We start from the raw sequence: 16,482 nt of genomic DNA, 5'->3' as shown, positions 1-16,482 counted from the left end.
ACTGAATGGTGTATGACTCACAGATACGCCCTGCTGATCGAATAGATTGAGGGCAGCACAGGAGGCAGGACATGGCCAACTCCGATGCCTTGAAACAGCTCTTTCCTCAGGACAGCGAGATCCGGGCTGAGCACCGCCCTCCTCCGCCCATTCACCAGCGGACCTGCCTCGTGAATGGCGAGCTCAAGGCTTGGGAGGGCCCCATCGACCCCGTGCGGTCGCCGGTCTGCGTCCGCAAGTCGAACGGCAAACTCGAGCAGATCGAACTCGGAAGCGTACCCTCCGGCGGCGAGCAGGAGGCTATCGAGGCCCTCAACGCTGCCGTGGCCGCCTATGACGACGGCCGCGGTCTGTGGCCCACCATGACGGTGGCCGAGCGGATTGCCTGCCTGCAGGACTTCACCAACCAGATGATCAGCCGGCGGCAGGAGGTCGTCGAACTGATCGTGTGGGAGATCGGCAAACCCAGAGCGGACTCCGCGAAGGAGTTCGACCGGACGGTCGACTACATCCGGGCAACCGTCACCGCCCTGAAGGAGCTCGACAACAGCAACTCCCGGTTCACGATCGTCGAAGGCACCATCGGCCAGATCCGGCGCACCCCGCTCGGGGTGGTGCTGTGCATGGGACCATACAACTATCCCCTCAACGAGACCTTTGCGACCCTGATCCCGGCCCTCCTCATGGGCAATACCGTGGTTTTCAAGCCGCCCCGGTTTGGCGCACTTTTGTTCTACCCGCTGATGGAGGCTTTCCAGAGCGCCTTCCCCAAAGGCGTGGTCAACATGGTGTACGGACGCGGCTCGGTGGTTGTGCCCCGTCTGCTCGACACAGGCCAAGTCAACGTTCTGGCCCTGATCGGCTCGAGCAAGGTCGCAGATCATCTCAAGAAGCTGCACCCGAAGGTGAACCGCCTGCGGGCTATTCTCGGCCTCGACGCCAAGAATGCCGCCATCGTCCTGCCGGATGCCGACATCGAGCTCGCGGTCAAGGAGTGCCTGATCGGAACCCTGACCTTCAACGGCCAACGCTGCACGGCGCTGAAGATGCTGATCGTCCACCGATCGATCGTCGAGCCGTTCCTGCGCCGGTTCAGCGAGGAGGTGAGCAAACTCAAGGTTGGCATGCCGTGGGAGAAGGGCGTCAACATCACGCCCCTGCCTGAGGCTGGCAAGACCAGCCACATGACAGCTCTGGTGGAGGACGCCAAGGCCAAAGGGGCTCGGGTTGTAAACGAGGATGGTGGTAGTGTCGCCGGCACCATATTCTATCCGGCGGTGGTTTATCCTGTCGAGGAGGGCATGAAGCTCTATCGCGAAGAGCAGTTTGGGCCTGTCGTGCCGGTGATGCCGTTCGAAGATCTTGAGATGGCGCTCGAGTACGTCACCACGTCCGAGCATGGCCAGCAGGTGAGCATCTTCAGCTCTAACCCGGATCAGATCGGCCGGCTGGTCGATCCGCTCGTCAATCAGGTGTGCCGGGTCAACATCGACTGCCAGTGCCAGCGCGGCCCAGACGTCTTCCCCTTCACCGGGCGCAAGGACTCCGCCGAGGGCACGCTGTCGGTGACGGATGCGTTACGCTCGTTCTCGATCCGCTCGATGATCGCCACGAAGGAAACACAGCCCAACAAGGATCTGCTCGAAGCAATCGTTGCTACGCAGGCCTCCAACTTCATCAACACCCGGTTCATCTTCTGACACACGGTTGACAGCTATGGGCTCTTCGATCTCGATGATACGGAACTGGTTGCCGCCTCCAAGTTCGTCCCCGGGGCTGCACGTGAGGCCACAAGCATGATTGCTTCGGACTTGCATTAAGCCGCCGCTACAGAGCGCTGCAGACTTCGGCAGAAGGGGCAGAAAAGCTACATCTCACCGTGGTAGCTGATGACCCGAAAGCCAAGGACACGACTGGGCGCGGTCAGTGCAACTCGGCAAGGATGACAGGCTCTCAATCTCCCTTGGCGCCTGCAAGACCAGGTCTCTGATGAGGGCGACCAAGATCAGGACACCTGAGCTCGCTGTCTGGGGCCTTCTCTCCGGGCGGACGATGGCTCGCCGATCTGCCCTTCCGCGGCGAGCAGTTGGGCCGCCATGCGCTTGGCCTGCCGGGCGGGCTCGGCGGTGCGGGTCATCTGGGCCACCGCGGTCGCCCCCTCGTGCAGCATGTTGATCTCGGCCGCCATCCGCTTCGGCTCGGCAAACCGCGCCGCGTGGGCAAGCTCCTCAAAATACGCCAGCGTCAGGCGCTTGTGCAGCGCCGCCGCGCGGAACACAGGGTTGGCAGTGTCCTTATGCTCCCCGGCCGCACTGACGAACGGGCAGCCGCGGAACTGCTCATCCCGGAGCCAGGCCTCAAGGTAGTCGAACGTCGCCAGCAGGCGCCCGACCGGATCGCTCGCACGCTGCTCGACAAAGGCCCGCATGGCGTCACGGGCCTGCTCGTCCTGCCGCTCGAGAGCCGCCAAGATCAGGTCCTCCTTCGTCTCGAAGTGCCGGTACAGGGTCGTCTTGGCGACCTTGGCCTCAGCGATGATCAGATCGACGCCTGTCGCGGTATAGCCGTGCTGGTTGAACAGCCGCAGCGCGGTCTCAAGCAGGTGATCCCGGATTTCGGAACGGCGCATATCCGCCTCATCGTAATGAACAAATCTGTATCGTTATGTAGCGGCGATCTCAGACAAAAACAAGCTCGGACCGTGACATTCGCAGCAAACGTGCAAGACCTGGCCTCCAAAAATGCAACCACAGCTGGCTTGCTAAATGATACAGACCTGTTTACTTAAGACGTTATCGATACAGATCGGTATCGTTCGTCCTTCGGTAAGCCGTCGGATCGCTCAACGCGCACCACCCAGGAGAAGACCATGTCTCATATATCTGTCCATATCGCTCCAGCGTATCCGAGCCTCGCGGGCCGCGGCGCTACCCCTCTCGATCTGGTCGACCGCTACGGTCGAAGCGTCACCACGGCAGGCCTCTATGCCTCGCTGGTCGTGGTGTATGCTTGGTTTGGCGGCATGAAGTTCACCGCCTATGAGGCGCAGGGCCTGACCGGCCTCGTCGGCAACAGTCCGTTTCTGAGCTGGGCTTATTCCCTCCTCAGCGTGCGGGGCTTTTCCAGCTTCCTCGGTGTGATCGAGCTTAGCATCGGCGCCTTGATCGCAGCCCGGCTCGTCAGCCCGGTGTACTCGCTCGCCGGCGGACTGCTCTCGGCCGGTCTTTTCGTGACCACGCTCAGCTTCATGGTGACGACGCCGGGCGTGTTCGTGGCGGATATGGGCTTTCCGGCAATCTCGGTCGCCCCCGGGCAGTTCCTGCTCAAGGACATCGGCCTGCTCGCCCTCTCGGCCTGGATTGCCGTCGACTCGCTCGCGGCGCTCCGCTCCACCCGCGTCTGACTGGCCCGGACAATTCAGTGGCACCCATCCGGATCTTGAGCGCACAGGAAGCTGACTATGACGCAACGCATTCCCACGGTCCAACCTAATGCCGTCGGCAAGACAAACGGTCGATTTGACAGTGTCACGGCCAAGATCGGCGTGGTGCAGGCCTTACGCGACGCTGGATATTCCGATCAGCAGATTATCGAGATCGTGCTCAACATCGCCGCCAACGGAGTCCCCTACGAAGGCAACAAGGCGTTCAGGACTGAGCTCGACCTCCCGCGAGTGACTCCTGCGGCCCGCGCCGCCTGACCGAAGACTGGGCGGAGCCTCCCCACGGCTCCGCCCTCCCCTCGACGATCCGTCCATTTGAGGATTGCGGATCATTGTGGTGAGGGCGGGACACCCTTCCTCATATCGGCCGTGTTGGCCGGTTCAACATTAGGAGTTTCCCATGTTTGTTACTTTTCTTCTTTCCAAGATCCGCGCCTACCGGCGCTATCGCGAGACCGTCCGCGAGCCGATGCAATTCACCGATCGCGAACTTGATGATCTTGGCATTGCCCGGCACGAGATCGATGCGATCGCACGCCAGAACGCAGTCTCGTAAACCACTTCCTGAACCCATCGTTCTCACGACGGAAAGAGTGCAGCCGATGAAGACCTATCACAGAAACCCCGAGGTTGTGTCCTGTCTGACCCCTGAGCAGTACCGGGTGACGCAGCAGGACGGGACCGAACGGCCATTCGCCAATGCATATTGGGACAATAAGGAGCCTGGACTCTATGTCGACGTCGTGTCGGGCGAGCCCTTGTTCGCCTCGTTTGACAAGTTCGAGAGTCGGAGCGGCTGGCCCAGCTTCACCAAACCGATCGATGTTGGAAACGTCGTCGAGAACCGCGACACGAGCCACGGGATGGTGCGAACCGAGGTGCGGTCAGCCCACGGTGACAGCCATCTCGGACACGTGTTCCCAGATGGACCGCAAGAGGCCGGCGGCCTACGCTACTGCATCAACTCGGCCTCGCTACGGTTCGTCCACCTGGATGAGCTGGAGAGCGAAGGCTACAGCGAGTTTCGCAAGCTCTTTGCAGAGAAAGGAGAATGAACATGACTGGTGTAACTGAGCGGGCCATCCTGGCCGGAGGGTGCTTCTGGGGCATGCAGGATCTCATCCGACGCCGCCCTGGTGTCGTCTCCACCCGCGTCGGGTATTCCGGCGGGGACGTGCCGAATGCGACCTACCGCAACCACGGCACGCACGCAGAGGCGATCGAGATCATCTTCGATCCGCAGAAGACGAGTTTCCGCGACCTGCTGGAGTTCTTCTTCCAGATCCATGACCCGAGCACGAAGAACCGGCAGGGCAATGACATCGGCCTGAGCTACCGCTCGGCAATCTTCTACACCTCGGACGAACAGCGCCAGGTGGCCGAGGACACGATCGCCGATGTGGATGCCTCGGGCCTATGGCCAGGCAAGGTGGTCACGGAACTTGAGCCGGCGGGCGACTTCTGGGAAGCCGAGCCAGAGCATCAGGACTATCTCGAGCGGCTTCCGAATGGCTACACCTGCCACTTCATCCGACCGGGCTGGAAGCTGCCGCGCCGCAGCACTGCCGCATAGGACTAAAAATACTGGGCAATGATCTCTACCCAAGAGCCTGTAATTTGCCTCTACACGGACGGGCCCGGAGCACTCCGGGCCCGTCCTACCCAGACTATCTGTCTGATTGGGGACATTGGCCGCGGTGATACGATCCGCGTCGACAATATCCGCAAGCTCCGACAAGCTCCCGCAATTTCGGGACAGTCGCTGACTAGGCGTCGATGGGCATTAGGCTCATGATGTCGCGACCAAGACCTCTGGGAGCTTCCGGCGCTACGCCGACACCGGCATGCTGACGACCAGCGGGGCATTTGAGTGCCCGCGGCCGCGGCGCGAGTCTCACCAGGTCCTCACGCTCTCGGCAGGTCTACGCTTGTGCCGGTTCGCTGAAGGGATCTGATCTCATGTTGAAATCTGGCAGGACCTCCCTCGTGCCCTTGACCATCATCGAAGTCTGATCTCAGGGCAGGCCGGTGAACACAACCATATCTCTCACAACCATTGCGGCCACAGTCGCTCGAACCCTAAGCAACAGGAGATACACATGGGTACACAGACATCTCTAGGTACCGCCCTGATCACCGGCGCCTCGTCCGGCATCGGCGCCATCTATGCCGATCGCCTAGCCCGGCGCGGCTACGATCTGATCCTTGTGGCGCGCAACCAGAGCCGCCTCGAGCAGCTGGCGACCCGCTTGCGCGACGAGACCGGCCGTTCGGTCGAGATCGTGCCAGCTGATCTGAACGACGACGCAGATCTCCGTCGGGTCGAGACGGTCCTGCGGACCAACGGCACGATCTCGATGCTCGTGAACAACGCCGGAATCGGCGGAGCGGCGCCGCTGCTGGCCTCGAATGTTGACGCGATGGACCGGATGATCCGGTTGAATGTCCTGGCGCTGACCCGCCTGACCTACGCGGCCGCCCCGGCTTTTGTGGAGCGCGGCAGCGGCACGATCATCAACATTGCCTCCATCGTCGCGATCTCGCCGGAAACCCTCAATGGTGTCTACGGAGGATCCAAGGCGTTCGTGCTCGCCTTCAGCCAGTCTCTGCAGCACGAACTGGCGGACAAGGGCGTGCGGATCCAGGCGGTCCTGCCTGGGGCGACAGCGACGGAGTTTTGGGACGTCGCCGGGCTGCCGGTGAGCAACCTCCCTTCAGAGATCGTTATGGCGGCGCCGGACCTGGTCGATGCTGCGCTGGCCGGTCTGGATCAGGGCGAGACCGTTACCGTCCCCGCACTGGAAGATAAGTCCGAGTGGGATGCCTACGATGCAGCTCGGCGGGCGATGGCCAACAAGCTCTCGCGGACCAAGCCGGCTAAGCGGTACAATATAGTGAGCGAGCAGGTCCGCCGGGCCTCCTAGGAGCCTGCCCACTCATAGCACCGATCAACCCTTTTGGATCGGCCCTGCCGGGAGAGCGCAAGGACGGGCGGCTGTTCAGGCTTGAACGGGCTTCCGCTTTGCCCGGTTCCTGGGTGCGTCGGGCGAGTCTGCAATCTGGGGCTTCCGCGTCCTACCTTCCATGCGCTGAGCGGACGCAATCAGCTGATCAAGAAGGCCTGGAAATTGGCCCTCGATGTCATCACGGCGCAGCGCCAGGAAGCGTGATGTCCCCTCGTTTCGCAGGCTCACCAGCCCGGCCTCACGCATCTTGGCGAAGTGATAGCTGAGATTGGATTTAGTGGCCAAGTCCGTGAAGTCGCCGCATCGGACGTCCGCGTCCGCTTCTGCCAAGCGAAGCAGAATGGTCAGACGGGTCGGGTCGCTCAGCGCGGCCAGGATGGCCGCAAGGTCGAGCGAGTCGGCAGATGGGTGAAAAGGTTCGCGCATGAGCCTGATGTAGCCTTAGCAGTCCACGATTTCAATGTTCAACAATTATTGAATTAGGTCTTGCCAAACCCGCACCGGCGGCTCACATGTTCAACAACCTTTGAACAATGGAGAGTTCCTGTGACCTCACCCCTAATTTGGCTGGCGCTTGGCACCTTCGTGGTTGGAACGGAAGGTTTCGTGATCGCTGGCCTGCTGCCAGACATCGCCGCGGAAGCGGGCATTTCCGTCGCTCAGGGCGGAACCCTCGTCACCGCTTTTTCTGTTTCCTACGCGTTCGGTTCGCCTGTCCTGGCCACACTGTTCGGAAACATCGACCGCCGTCGCATTCTGACCGCCACCATGGTCCTGTTCGCGGTGAGCAACCTGGCTGCGGCCCTCACCTCCTCGTTCGAGGCTCTGCTCCTGACCCGTGTGGTCATGGCACTCTCTGCGGGCCTTTATGCCGCCACCGCACAGGCCACAGCCATTGCACTCGCTCCTCCCGAACGCCGGGCCCGCGCGATCGCCGTGGTCGTGGGTGGCACGACGGTGGCGGTCGCATTAGGGGCTCCGATCGGTGCACTGCTGGCGACCCTGACGGGCTGGCGCGGCACGTTCGCGGCGATTGCGGCCGTGAGTGTCGTCGCTGCGGTGGCTATTCTTTCCAAGATTCCCGCTCATCTGCGGGGGACCCGCATCCCGCTGCGGGAGCGCGCCACGACGATCGTGAAGCCTGGAATACTGCCGATTCTGGCCACGACCCTCTTGGCCATGACCGGCGGCTTCAGCGTCTTCACATATCTCGCACCGCTGGCCGTCGAGGGGGCTGGGCTGCCGGCAACAGTCATCCCGGGCCTGCTGCTGGCTTGGGGCGTGGGCGCCGCTCTCGGCAACTTCGTCGGCGGTCAAGTCGCGGACCGGTACGGTGCACGGGCCACCGCGATCTTCGCTGTTTTCGGCCTCGGCGCAATCTTGTCGATCATATCGCTGGCTACCAAGTTCCTTAGTTCCGCTCTCGCTGGGCCGGTCGTCATTGGGCTGACCGTCCTGTGGGGGATCATGGGCTGGATGACGCTGCCGGCGCAGGCGAGTCGTCTTGTGGCGCTCCACCCTGCAAGCGCCCCGGTTTCGCTGTCGCTCAACGCCTCGGCTCTTTACCTGGGTGTCGCGCTCGGGTCGCTTCTCGGCGGTGCGGTGATCAACGTGGGAACCTCGGCTGACCTGGGTTGGGTCGGAGCGATCCCGGTCGCACTCGCACTCCTGATCGTGCTTGCCACAGGGCGGCTTCCCGCTCTCGGGAGATCGCCTGCGCTTTCGGAGGGTTCGGTGCCTTGACCGAGGGCAACGAACTCAACGGAGACGCACCCAGTCAACTTCCCTGGGTGCCTCTCCTTCCAAAACGGTGAAGCACCTTCGCCGAGTCGAACGTCATCCCGGCCTTTATTTGAGAGCTTCTGCAGTCGGCCGATCACTGGGGCGGCAGCCATTCAGGAACAGGCTGGCGCATATCCTGGCTCGTGTGGCGATCTCGTCCGCATCGAGCGGGTGGCGTTGGCCCAGCATCACGGCCCTCTGCGGTTCCATGACCATCATGCCGCGCAGCATATCGGCCGCGACAGCAGGATCGCTGAGCACAAGCAATCCGGCCTCGCGTTGCCGCCGCAGCCAACTCTCGATAGCCTCTGTGGTACGCTTCAAAGCACCCTCGGAGAAGGCTTTCCCGAGTTCCGGGAAGCGGTCGCTTTCGCTAATGACAAGTCGTGTGGTGGCGATAACCTCGGAGTCGAGCGCCAGGCTGCCGTAAGCACACAGAATGCGTTCAAGCGCCGCCTCAAGCTCAACGGTGCCAACAACTGTCTCATCAACGGCGAGCATGAACCGGCCAATCCGCTCGGAAACCATGGACTTGAACAGATCCTCTTTGGTGGGGATGAGGCGGTACATGGTCTTGGTCGAGACCCCGGCCCGCTGGGCCACAGCCGCCATGCTGGTCGAAGCATAGCCGTTTGCCCGGAACTCCAGCGATGCGGCCTCGATGATCAGGTGCCGGGTTTCCTCATCGGGGCGGATGGGCGGCCGCCCCCTGGAGCGTCGGGTCTTCTCTGCAATTACGCGCATAACCGTTTTCCAAATTTGTGTTGACAGCCAGCATAGAGCGCTTATTTTGGAAAACAACAAGTTTCCCAAACATGCGGGCCCGGATGTCCAGGTCCTCCAGTTGGAAAAGGGTCTTGCAATGTCCCAACCCTCAGCTGCTCCTTTCGGCAAAAAGCCTGTATTGGCACTCCTCAGCCCAAGCCCGAGCAACCGCGCGCCTGAGCAGGGTCCCAGCGCTGCACCTTCTCAGGCTGATGCCGCCGGCCGCCGGTCGGGCGCCAAGCGCCGGCTGCGCACCCTGCTGCTCGCTGGAGCGGGTTTCCTTGCCCTGGCGGGAGCGGCCGATTACGGCTGGCATTACTGGGCAGTGGGCCGCTTCACAGTGTCGACGGACGACGCCTATGTCCGGGCCGACAACACCACGATCGCCCCCAAGGTGCCGGGCTACATCACAACTGTGCTGGTCGCCGATAATGAGCGCGTCAAGGCTGGCCAGATCCTGGCCCGGATCGACGATCGCGACTATGCGGTGGCTCTGGTGCAGGCCAAGGCCGATGTCACCGCGGCCCAGGCGACCGTCGACAACAAGCAGGCCACGCTCGCCGCTCAGCAGTCACTCATCGATGCGGCACGCGCGACAATGGCCGTCGACCAAGCCAATGCCGCCTTCGCCGAACAGGAGGACCAACGCTACACCTCCCTCGCGACGAAGGGGTTCGGCAGCATCCAAAGCGCCCAGCAGGCCTCCTCCCGGATCGCGGCTGCTCGGGCGGCGGTCACACGCGACGAGGCAGCCCTCGCGAACGCAACCCGGCAGACCGATGTCCTGAAGGCTGAGTTGGCTCAGGCACAAGCGGTGCTGGCCCGGAGCGGGGCGGCGCTCAAGCAGGCCGAGCTCAACCTGTCCTACACGACCATTGCCGCGCCCGTCGATGGGGTCGTTGGCAACCGGACGCTGCGGGTCGGCCAGTACGTCCAGGCCGGAACACAGTTGATGGCCGTGGTGCCGGTGGACGCGACCTATGTCGTCGCCAACTTCAAGGAAACGCAGCTGACCGACGTCCGAACCTGGCAGCCAGTCGAGATCGAAGTCGACACCTTCCCGGGCGCCACCTTCAGCGGTCACGTCGACAGCATCGCGCCGGCCAGCGGACAGGAGTTCGCCCTGCTGCCGCCCGATAATGCCACCGGCAACTTCACGAAGGTGGTGCAGCGCATTCCGGTGAAGATTATTCTCGACCGCGGCAGCCCCTTTGCCGGGCAGCTCAGGCCCGGCATGTCGGTCACGCCCAGCATCGACACCAGAATGCCAGAGCACCGGGTGGCATCGAAGGCTGCCGTCTACGAATAGCCCGGAAGCAGGACAACCCACTCGGCAGAGGCACGGCCATGTCCGATATGACGCTCAATTCCCCGCATTCTCCCTCGTCCGCCGCCCGCGCCGCGGATAAGGCCAGCCTGACCGCGTGGGTGGCCGTGCTGGCCGGCATGATCGGCGCCTTCATGGCGATCCTGAACATCCAGATCACCAATGCCTCGCTTCTTGACATCGAGGGGGGCATCGGCACCGGCGTCGACAACGGGGCCTGGATCTCGACTTCTTATCTGATCGGCGAGATCGTGGTGATCCCATTGACGGACTACCTGAGCCGCGTCTTCTCGTTCCGACGCTACATCATCGCCAATACGATCCTGTTCCCGCTGTTCTCGATCGCCTGCGCCTTCACCCATGACCTCGGCTCGATGATCGTCATGCGCGGCCTTCAGGGTTTCGCCGGCGGCATCCTGATCCCGATGGCGCTCACCATGGTCCTGACCAAGCTGCCGAAGCCGCAGCAGCCGATCGGGCTGGCGCTGTTTGCTCTGTCGGTCACCTTTGCCCCGGCCATCGGCCCGACCATCGGCGGCTATCTGACCGAGAACTATGGCTGGCAGACAATCTTCTTCATCAACCTGCCGCCCAGCATCATCATGGCGGTGGCGCTTGCCTTCACCCTCGAGCGCCAGCCGATGCAGCTGTCGCTCCTGAAGGATGGCGACTGGGCCGGCATCCTGACCATGGCGATCGGACTGTCGGCGCTGCAGACCGTCCTTGAGGAAGGCAACAAGGATGATTGGTTCGCCTCACCCTTCATCGTCCAGCTCGCTCTCGTGGCCGCGGTGTTCCTGGCCGCCTTCGTGGCGATCGAACTCACGATCAGGAAGCCGCTCATCAATTTGCGGCTGCTGGCCCGCCGCAACTTCGGCGTCGGCGTCCTCGCCCAGGTGTTCGTCGGCATTGCCCTGTTCGGCACGGTCTATATCCTGCCGCAGTATCTCGGCCAGGTGCAGCGCTACAATGCCGAGCAGATCGGTAACGTGCTCGCCTGGACGGGATTGCCGCAGCTCCTGCTGATCCCGCTCGTACCGCTTCTCATGAAGCGCTACGATCCCCGCTACATCGCGATCGCGGGGCTCAGTCTGTTCGCGGCGAGCTGCTTCATGAACACCACGCTGTCGCCCGACACCGCCGGCGACCAGCTTTGGGTGCCGAACATCGTGCGGGCGATCGGTCAGGCCTTGGTGCTGACGCCGATCACCACCATCACCACAGCCGGTATTGCACCCGGTGAAGCCGGCGCCGCCTCGGGCCTATCCAACATGCTGCGCAACCTCGGCGGCGCGGTGGGGACCGCCGCCCTCGGCACGATCCTGACCAAGCGTGAGCAGTTCCATTCGAACATCATCGGCCAGTCGGTAACCATCTACCGTGAGGAGGTGCGTCAGAGGATTGTCGATCTGACACACTACTTCGTGTCGCACGGCGTCTCCGATCCGGCCGTAGCGCAACACAAAGCTCTCGTGGTCCTTGGCTCCGCCGTGCGACGCCAGGCTCTGATCATGGGCTTCAGCGACACCTATGCCATCCTTGGTGTCCTGCTGGTCGTGGCCGCACTGTCGCTGCTGATCACCCGTAAAGTACAGGCTGCTGCCGGTGCGGGTGGGGCTCACTGAGGAGGATCGTGATGAATGATCTGCTCGCAGACGTGATCGAGGCTCACGGTGGCCTTGATCGCTGGAGATGCCTTACCCGTGTGGAGGCGACGATCGTCACAGGCGGAGGGCTGTGGGGCCTCAAGGGCCTGGTCCAGGACCCGAACCCACGCCGCATGACCGTGTCCCTTCATGAGGAGCGCGCCTCACTCAAGCCGTTCGGCGATCCTGACTGGCATACGGAGTATACGCCTGAGCGGATCGCAATCCTCCGGAGCGACGGCTCGGTTGTGAACGAACGGCTCGACCCGCGAGCCTCGTTTGGAGGGCACAGCTTTGACACGCCCTGGGACCCGCTGCACCGGGCCTACTTCAACGGCTATGCCATGTGGACCTATCTGACGACCCCATTCCTGTTCACGATGGAGGGGGTCCGGGTCCAGGAGGTCGAGCCCTGGACCGAAGGGAGCCGGACCTGGCGCGTTCTGCGGGTGGAGTTTCCCGACGCGATCGCCACGCACAGTCGGGTTCAGGTTTTTTACTTCGGAGAGGACCTGTCCCTGCGCCGGCATGACTATGCCGTCGATGTCGCCGGCGGGTTTGCGGCAGCGCAGATCGTCCACGACTACATCCAGGCGGATGGGATCCGCCTGGCCAGCAAGCGGCGTGCCTATCTGCGCGGGCCCGACCACAGACCGAACTTGGATGTTCTGCTGGTCTCGATCGACATCAGTGACGTGCGGTTCACCTAGACTCTCTCGCATGGCTCGACGGCGGCTGTGATCCCCCAACCGACGGGCCATGCCAAACACGATTTTCGCCGCCTCCGACTTATCGAATTAATGGGAGAAACGAATGAATGTGAAATTGAAACGGAAAATTGCCTTCGCCCTTCTGATGGGCGTCGTGACGACAGGGATCATCTCGTTCGTCCTTATCGCGCTCAATGTGGGCTTCTCTGAGATGTTCGCCCTATTATGGTTGCGGTCTTGGGGTATTGCTTATGTGGCTGTGGTTCCTGCGATCCTGCTGATCGGTCCAGCGCTCCAGGCGCAGATCGACCGTCTGATTCAATGAACCAACACCGAGACATGGAGGATGCCGACATGTTCAAGCTATCTTTGCCCGCGCTCTTTGCTCTTGTTCTCGGTTCCTCGACGGCCTGGGGATGCAACGTCACTCCTCCGGCGCAAGCACAGAAACTGGACATCGGCTATGTCGAGGTTGGTCCGGACATCACGCTCAGACGGATGGTGGGGCATGCCGCGAATCCAAAGGGAACCGTGCTTCTCCTGCATGGATTTCCTGAGACGCTGTGTGCCTGGAAAGACGTTGCCCTGGCGCTATCCACGGACTACGAAGTCCACGCTATCGACTGGCCGGGCTATGGTCTTTCATCGAGGCCCCCGGCCGACAAGTTTTCCTACGCGCCAAAAGACTATGCGCGTGTTCTGCAGGATTACATCAGGAAGGCGAACATTGCTTCATCGGGGCTCACGATCTACGCAACGGATATCGGAGCCCTCCCGGCGCTTCTCGCGGCTCTCGACGATCCGCACATCGCCAGGACCATCATTGTTGGGGACTTCGCGCCGTTCAACCGGCCCCAGTTCATGCACGACCGATTGCAAGGTCTGAAGTCCGAACCTTCGGCAAGTGCCACGCTCGCTGCCTACAAAAGCAGGACCGGCGGCGAGATCCTCGAAACTGCCGTGAAGGGAGGTCTTCCCAAGGACGCGCAGTTTGAGGTGCCGACTGAGCTCAAGGATGACGTTTCCAGCAGCTGGAGCCATGATGGATTGACACCGCCGGATGCCTTCTATCACTACTATTCCAACTTCACGCGAGATGAGGATTACCTTGAAGCCAACACCGGAAAGCTGAAAACGCCCGTGAAAGTGGTTTGGGGCGAGCAGGATATCTACATCAAAAAGGAAATGGGGGTCGAGTTCGCACAAAAGATCAATGCGGACATCCGTCTTCTTCCCGGCGTCGGACACTACGTCCACCTGCAAAGCCCGATGCAGGTTATTGACGAGATTCGCGCCTCATTCCTATGACCGCGTGGGTCCTGTTCTTAGGGCTCCCCCCCAGAGTCTTTGAGGACGCTGGGGCCGGGAGCAACGAGCCCGGAATCCCGACCTGCGGCCACGGTGCTGTTCAAGACCGATCCGACAGTACAGGAGCTTCTGGCGGTCTCCGTCAATCACAGTTCTCGGTGCCAACCTGGACGGATGAAGGCGTCTTTGCGGCCGTAATCGCAACGAGATTACCTTAAACTAACCGGAATTTTGTCAACTCCTGTATCCATTGCAGGGGCTGTTACAGATCGATACAAATCTCTCTGGATGGCTGTGGTTTCCTGGTCCATTGAACTGCTAAAATCAATTAGGCAGAGTTCGAGGATAGAGGGTATGGAGCATACAGACCACATCCTGATCGTGGATGACGACCGAGAGATCCGGGAACTTGTTTCCGGCTATCTGACGAAGAATGGCCTGCGTGTAACGGTTGCCGCAGATGGGCGGCAAATGCGGTCCTTTCTCGAAGCCGACCGGGTCGACCTGATCGTCCTCGATGTGATGATGCCCGGCGACGACGGGCTCGTGCTCTGCCGGGAGCTCCGGGCGGGCAAGCACAAATCCACGCCGATCCTGATGCTCACTGCACGGAGTGATGAGACGGACCGGATCGTCGGCCTGGAGATGGGAGCCGACGACTATCTGATCAAACCCTTCGCCGCACGCGAACTGCTTGCCCGGATCAAGGCGGTCCTCCGCCGTACCCGCATGCTCCCGCCAAACCTTCAGGTGACCGAAGTCGGGCAGTTGCTGACTTTCGGCGCGTGGCAGCTCGATACGACGATGAGGCACCTCCTCGATAAGGACGGAACCGCTGTTGCGCTAAGTGGCGCTGAATACCGTCTGCTTCGCGTTTTCCTCGACCATCCGCAACGGGTCCTTTCCCGCGATCAGCTTCTCAATCTAACCCAGGGGCGCGAAGCCGAACTGTTCGACCGCTCGATCGACCTGCTCGTCAGCCGGCTGCGGCAGCGCCTGCGCGACGACGCCCGCGAGCCAGCGTATATCAAGACCGTTCGCGCCGAAGGCTATGTGCTCGCCATGCCGGTTGAGATCACCACGGCCCGGCCATGAACGCAGTCGGCCGGCTTCAAAGGCTTTTTCATCTTCCGCGGACCCTGCGGTGGCGGCTGTTTCTCATCCTCTTTGCTGGACTGGCCGCCGCGCACGCCCTTTCCTTCGGGGTCCTGTTTCTCGAGCGCTACATGACCGCCAAGACGATGATGCTTGGTAATCTGGAAAAGGACGTCGGCACTTCGATTGCCCTGCTCGACCGCCTCCCCGCGAGCGAACGCCAGCAATGGATCACGATGCTGGAGCGGGGGAACTACCGGTATGAACTCGGCCCAGGTCTTCCCGGCGTTCCCGAGCTCAGCAGCCTTGGCACTGAGATCGCCGAAACCATCAATGAGGCAGCGGGACGGCGCTTTCCGGTCACCGTTGAAACCATCCCCGGCAACCCGTACCGTCTCCAGGCCCATGTGACGCTCAGCGACCAAACTCAGGTTACGATCGACCTGAAGCCAAGGGTGATGCCTTTGGCAGCCTGGCTCCCCTACGTCTTGTTCACACAACTCCTGCTCCTCATCGTTTGCACCGGCCTTGCGGTGCGGCTGGCGATCAGACCGCTTCTTCGGCTGGCCAATGCAGCCGAGGCATTGGATCCCGGCCAGAAGGCAGATCGGCTGGAGGAGACCGGCCCGAAGGAAGTTGCCTATGCGGCGACGGCCTTCAACGCCATGCGGGATCGGATTGCCCACTACCTGGAAGAACGCGTGCAGATCCTCGCCGCCATCTCCCACGATCTTCAGACCCCGATTACGCGAATGAAACTGCGGGCCGAGATGGCGGAGGAAAGCCCGGAGAAGGACAAGCTGATCAGCGATCTTTCCGAGATCGAGCGGCTCGTGCGGGAGGGCGTCACCTATGCCAGAACCGCCCACGGCAATGCCGAGAAGCCGGCCCGCATCGACGTCGGCTCTTTTGTCGAAAGCATTGTCTTCGATTATCAGGACACCGGAAAGGCCGTTACGGCTCCGGAGACGACCGACGCCGTGGTCGTGACACGGCCCCATGCACTGCGGCGCATCGTGACGAACCTCATCGACAACGCGCTCAAATTCGCCGGTGAGGCAGAGGTCAAGGTGGGGACAACCCCTGAGGGCCGAACCTGTATCACCGTGCTCGATCACGGGCCAGGCATTCCGGAAGCCCAGCTCGAGGCTGTCCTGCAGCCCTTCTATCGTCTTGAGCAGTCCCGCAACCGCAATACCGGTGGAACTGGGCTCGGACTGGCCATCGCGCACCAGCTTGCAGGGGTCATCGGCGGCTCGCTTCGTCTCAGGAATAGAGCTGAAGGCGGGCTTGCCGCCGAGATCACCCTTGGGGGACCCCACGGTTGTGCACCACCGGAATGACATCGACAGCCGTGAATTCGGTTGGTTGACCCATAGCCTCAACCGATCGACAACCCATTCACCTCCGATAGGTGGATCGGTTGCTTCCCCTACACTTG

At 61.9% G+C, this 16,482-nt stretch carries 18 protein-coding genes; 15 read left to right on the top strand and 3 right to left on the bottom strand.

Annotated elements, in window-relative coordinates:
- Window positions 1–71: 71 nt before the first annotated feature.
- Window positions 72–1,700, top strand: coding sequence for an NADP-dependent glyceraldehyde-3-phosphate dehydrogenase (locus tag NF876_RS20815; RefSeq protein ID WP_262270548.1), 1,629 nt, complete (start codon window positions 72–74; stop codon window positions 1,698–1,700).
- Window positions 1,701–2,005: 305 nt separating this feature from the next.
- On the opposite strand, the gene NF876_RS20810 is transcribed toward NF876_RS20815, so the two are convergent.
- Window positions 2,006–2,629, bottom strand: coding sequence for a TetR/AcrR family transcriptional regulator (locus NF876_RS20810; protein ID WP_262270547.1), 624 nt, complete (start codon window positions 2,627–2,629; stop codon window positions 2,006–2,008).
- A gap of 240 nt (window positions 2,630–2,869) precedes the next feature.
- Here NF876_RS20810 and NF876_RS20805 point away from each other — a divergent pair, with 240 nt between their 5' ends.
- The 6 genes from NF876_RS20805 to NF876_RS20780 all read left to right on the top strand — a co-directional run bounded on the left by NF876_RS20805 (window position 2,870) and on the right by NF876_RS20780 (window position 6,366).
- Window positions 2,870–3,403 carry a YkgB family protein gene (locus NF876_RS20805; protein WP_262270546.1) on the top strand — a complete coding sequence of 178 codons (534 nt, stop codon included), beginning with the start codon at window positions 2,870–2,872 and terminating at the stop codon, window positions 3,401–3,403.
- 57 nt (window positions 3,404–3,460) lie between these two features.
- A complete protein-coding gene (locus NF876_RS20800) occupies window positions 3,461–3,700 on the top strand; it encodes a carboxymuconolactone decarboxylase family protein (RefSeq protein WP_262270545.1) in 240 nt (79 codons plus the stop codon).
- Window positions 3,701–3,842: 142 nt separating this feature from the next.
- Window positions 3,843–3,998, top strand: a complete 156-nt coding sequence (locus NF876_RS20795) for a DUF1127 domain-containing protein (RefSeq protein WP_262270544.1) — start codon at window positions 3,843–3,845, stop codon at window positions 3,996–3,998.
- A 46-nt stretch (window positions 3,999–4,044) separates the two neighbouring features.
- Complete coding sequence (gene msrB / locus NF876_RS20790; RefSeq protein WP_262270543.1) at window positions 4,045–4,497, top strand: peptide-methionine (R)-S-oxide reductase MsrB; 453 nt, start codon at window positions 4,045–4,047, stop codon at window positions 4,495–4,497.
- Window positions 4,498–4,499: 2 nt separating this feature from the next.
- Window positions 4,500–5,015 (top strand): peptide-methionine (S)-S-oxide reductase MsrA, encoded by a 516-nt coding sequence (gene msrA, locus NF876_RS20785; protein ID WP_262270542.1) that lies wholly within the window; start codon window positions 4,500–4,502, stop codon window positions 5,013–5,015.
- A 526-nt stretch (window positions 5,016–5,541) separates the two neighbouring features.
- Entirely contained in the window at window positions 5,542–6,366 is an 825-nt protein-coding gene (locus NF876_RS20780) for an SDR family NAD(P)-dependent oxidoreductase (RefSeq protein ID WP_262270541.1), read from the top strand.
- Window positions 6,367–6,441: 75 nt separating this feature from the next.
- On the opposite strand, the gene NF876_RS20775 is transcribed toward NF876_RS20780, so the two are convergent.
- The gene (locus NF876_RS20775; RefSeq protein WP_262270540.1) at window positions 6,442–6,834 is read right to left on the bottom strand and encodes an ArsR/SmtB family transcription factor; all 393 of its coding nucleotides are present in this window, start codon (window positions 6,832–6,834) and stop codon (window positions 6,442–6,444) included.
- 120 nt (window positions 6,835–6,954) lie between these two features.
- On the opposite strand from NF876_RS20775, the gene NF876_RS20770 reads away from it, so the two are divergent.
- A complete protein-coding gene (locus NF876_RS20770) occupies window positions 6,955–8,151 on the top strand; it encodes an MFS transporter (RefSeq protein ID WP_262270539.1) in 1,197 nt (398 codons plus the stop codon).
- 105 nt (window positions 8,152–8,256) lie between these two features.
- On the opposite strand, the gene NF876_RS20765 is transcribed toward NF876_RS20770, so the two are convergent.
- Window positions 8,257–8,934, bottom strand: coding sequence for a TetR/AcrR family transcriptional regulator (locus tag NF876_RS20765; RefSeq protein WP_262270574.1), 678 nt, complete (start codon window positions 8,932–8,934; stop codon window positions 8,257–8,259).
- A gap of 160 nt (window positions 8,935–9,094) precedes the next feature.
- Here NF876_RS20765 and NF876_RS20760 point away from each other — a divergent pair, with 160 nt between their 5' ends.
- The 7 genes from NF876_RS20760 (at window position 9,095) to NF876_RS20730 (ending at window position 16,384) form a co-directional block, all read left to right on the top strand.
- On the top strand, window positions 9,095–10,264 hold the full coding sequence (locus tag NF876_RS20760) for an HlyD family secretion protein (RefSeq protein WP_262270538.1): 1,170 nt from the start codon (window positions 9,095–9,097) through the stop codon (window positions 10,262–10,264).
- A 47-nt stretch (window positions 10,265–10,311) separates the two neighbouring features.
- Entirely contained in the window at window positions 10,312–11,907 is a 1,596-nt protein-coding gene (locus NF876_RS20755) for an MDR family MFS transporter (protein ID WP_373696696.1), read from the top strand.
- Between the two features lie 11 nt (window positions 11,908–11,918).
- Window positions 11,919–12,638 carry a hypothetical protein gene (locus tag NF876_RS20750; RefSeq protein WP_262270536.1) on the top strand — a complete coding sequence of 240 codons (720 nt, stop codon included), beginning with the start codon at window positions 11,919–11,921 and terminating at the stop codon, window positions 12,636–12,638.
- Between the two features lie 103 nt (window positions 12,639–12,741).
- A complete protein-coding gene (locus tag NF876_RS20745) occupies window positions 12,742–12,963 on the top strand; it encodes a DUF2798 domain-containing protein (protein WP_262270535.1) in 222 nt (73 codons plus the stop codon).
- Window positions 12,964–12,992: 29 nt separating this feature from the next.
- Window positions 12,993–13,946 (top strand): alpha/beta fold hydrolase, encoded by a 954-nt coding sequence (locus NF876_RS20740; protein ID WP_262270534.1) that lies wholly within the window; start codon window positions 12,993–12,995, stop codon window positions 13,944–13,946.
- A 354-nt stretch (window positions 13,947–14,300) separates the two neighbouring features.
- Complete coding sequence (locus tag NF876_RS20735) at window positions 14,301–15,041, top strand: response regulator (RefSeq protein WP_262270533.1); 741 nt, start codon at window positions 14,301–14,303, stop codon at window positions 15,039–15,041.
- On the top strand, window positions 15,038–16,384 hold the full coding sequence (locus NF876_RS20730) for an ATP-binding protein (RefSeq protein WP_262270532.1): 1,347 nt from the start codon (window positions 15,038–15,040) through the stop codon (window positions 16,382–16,384). The genes NF876_RS20735 and NF876_RS20730 overlap by 4 nt, the downstream gene beginning before the upstream one ends.
- The last annotated feature ends 98 nt before the right edge of the window (window positions 16,385–16,482 follow it).

Source organism: Microvirga yunnanensis (assembly GCF_025460875.1).
This window is presented reverse-complemented; position numbering and strand designations above follow the sequence as displayed.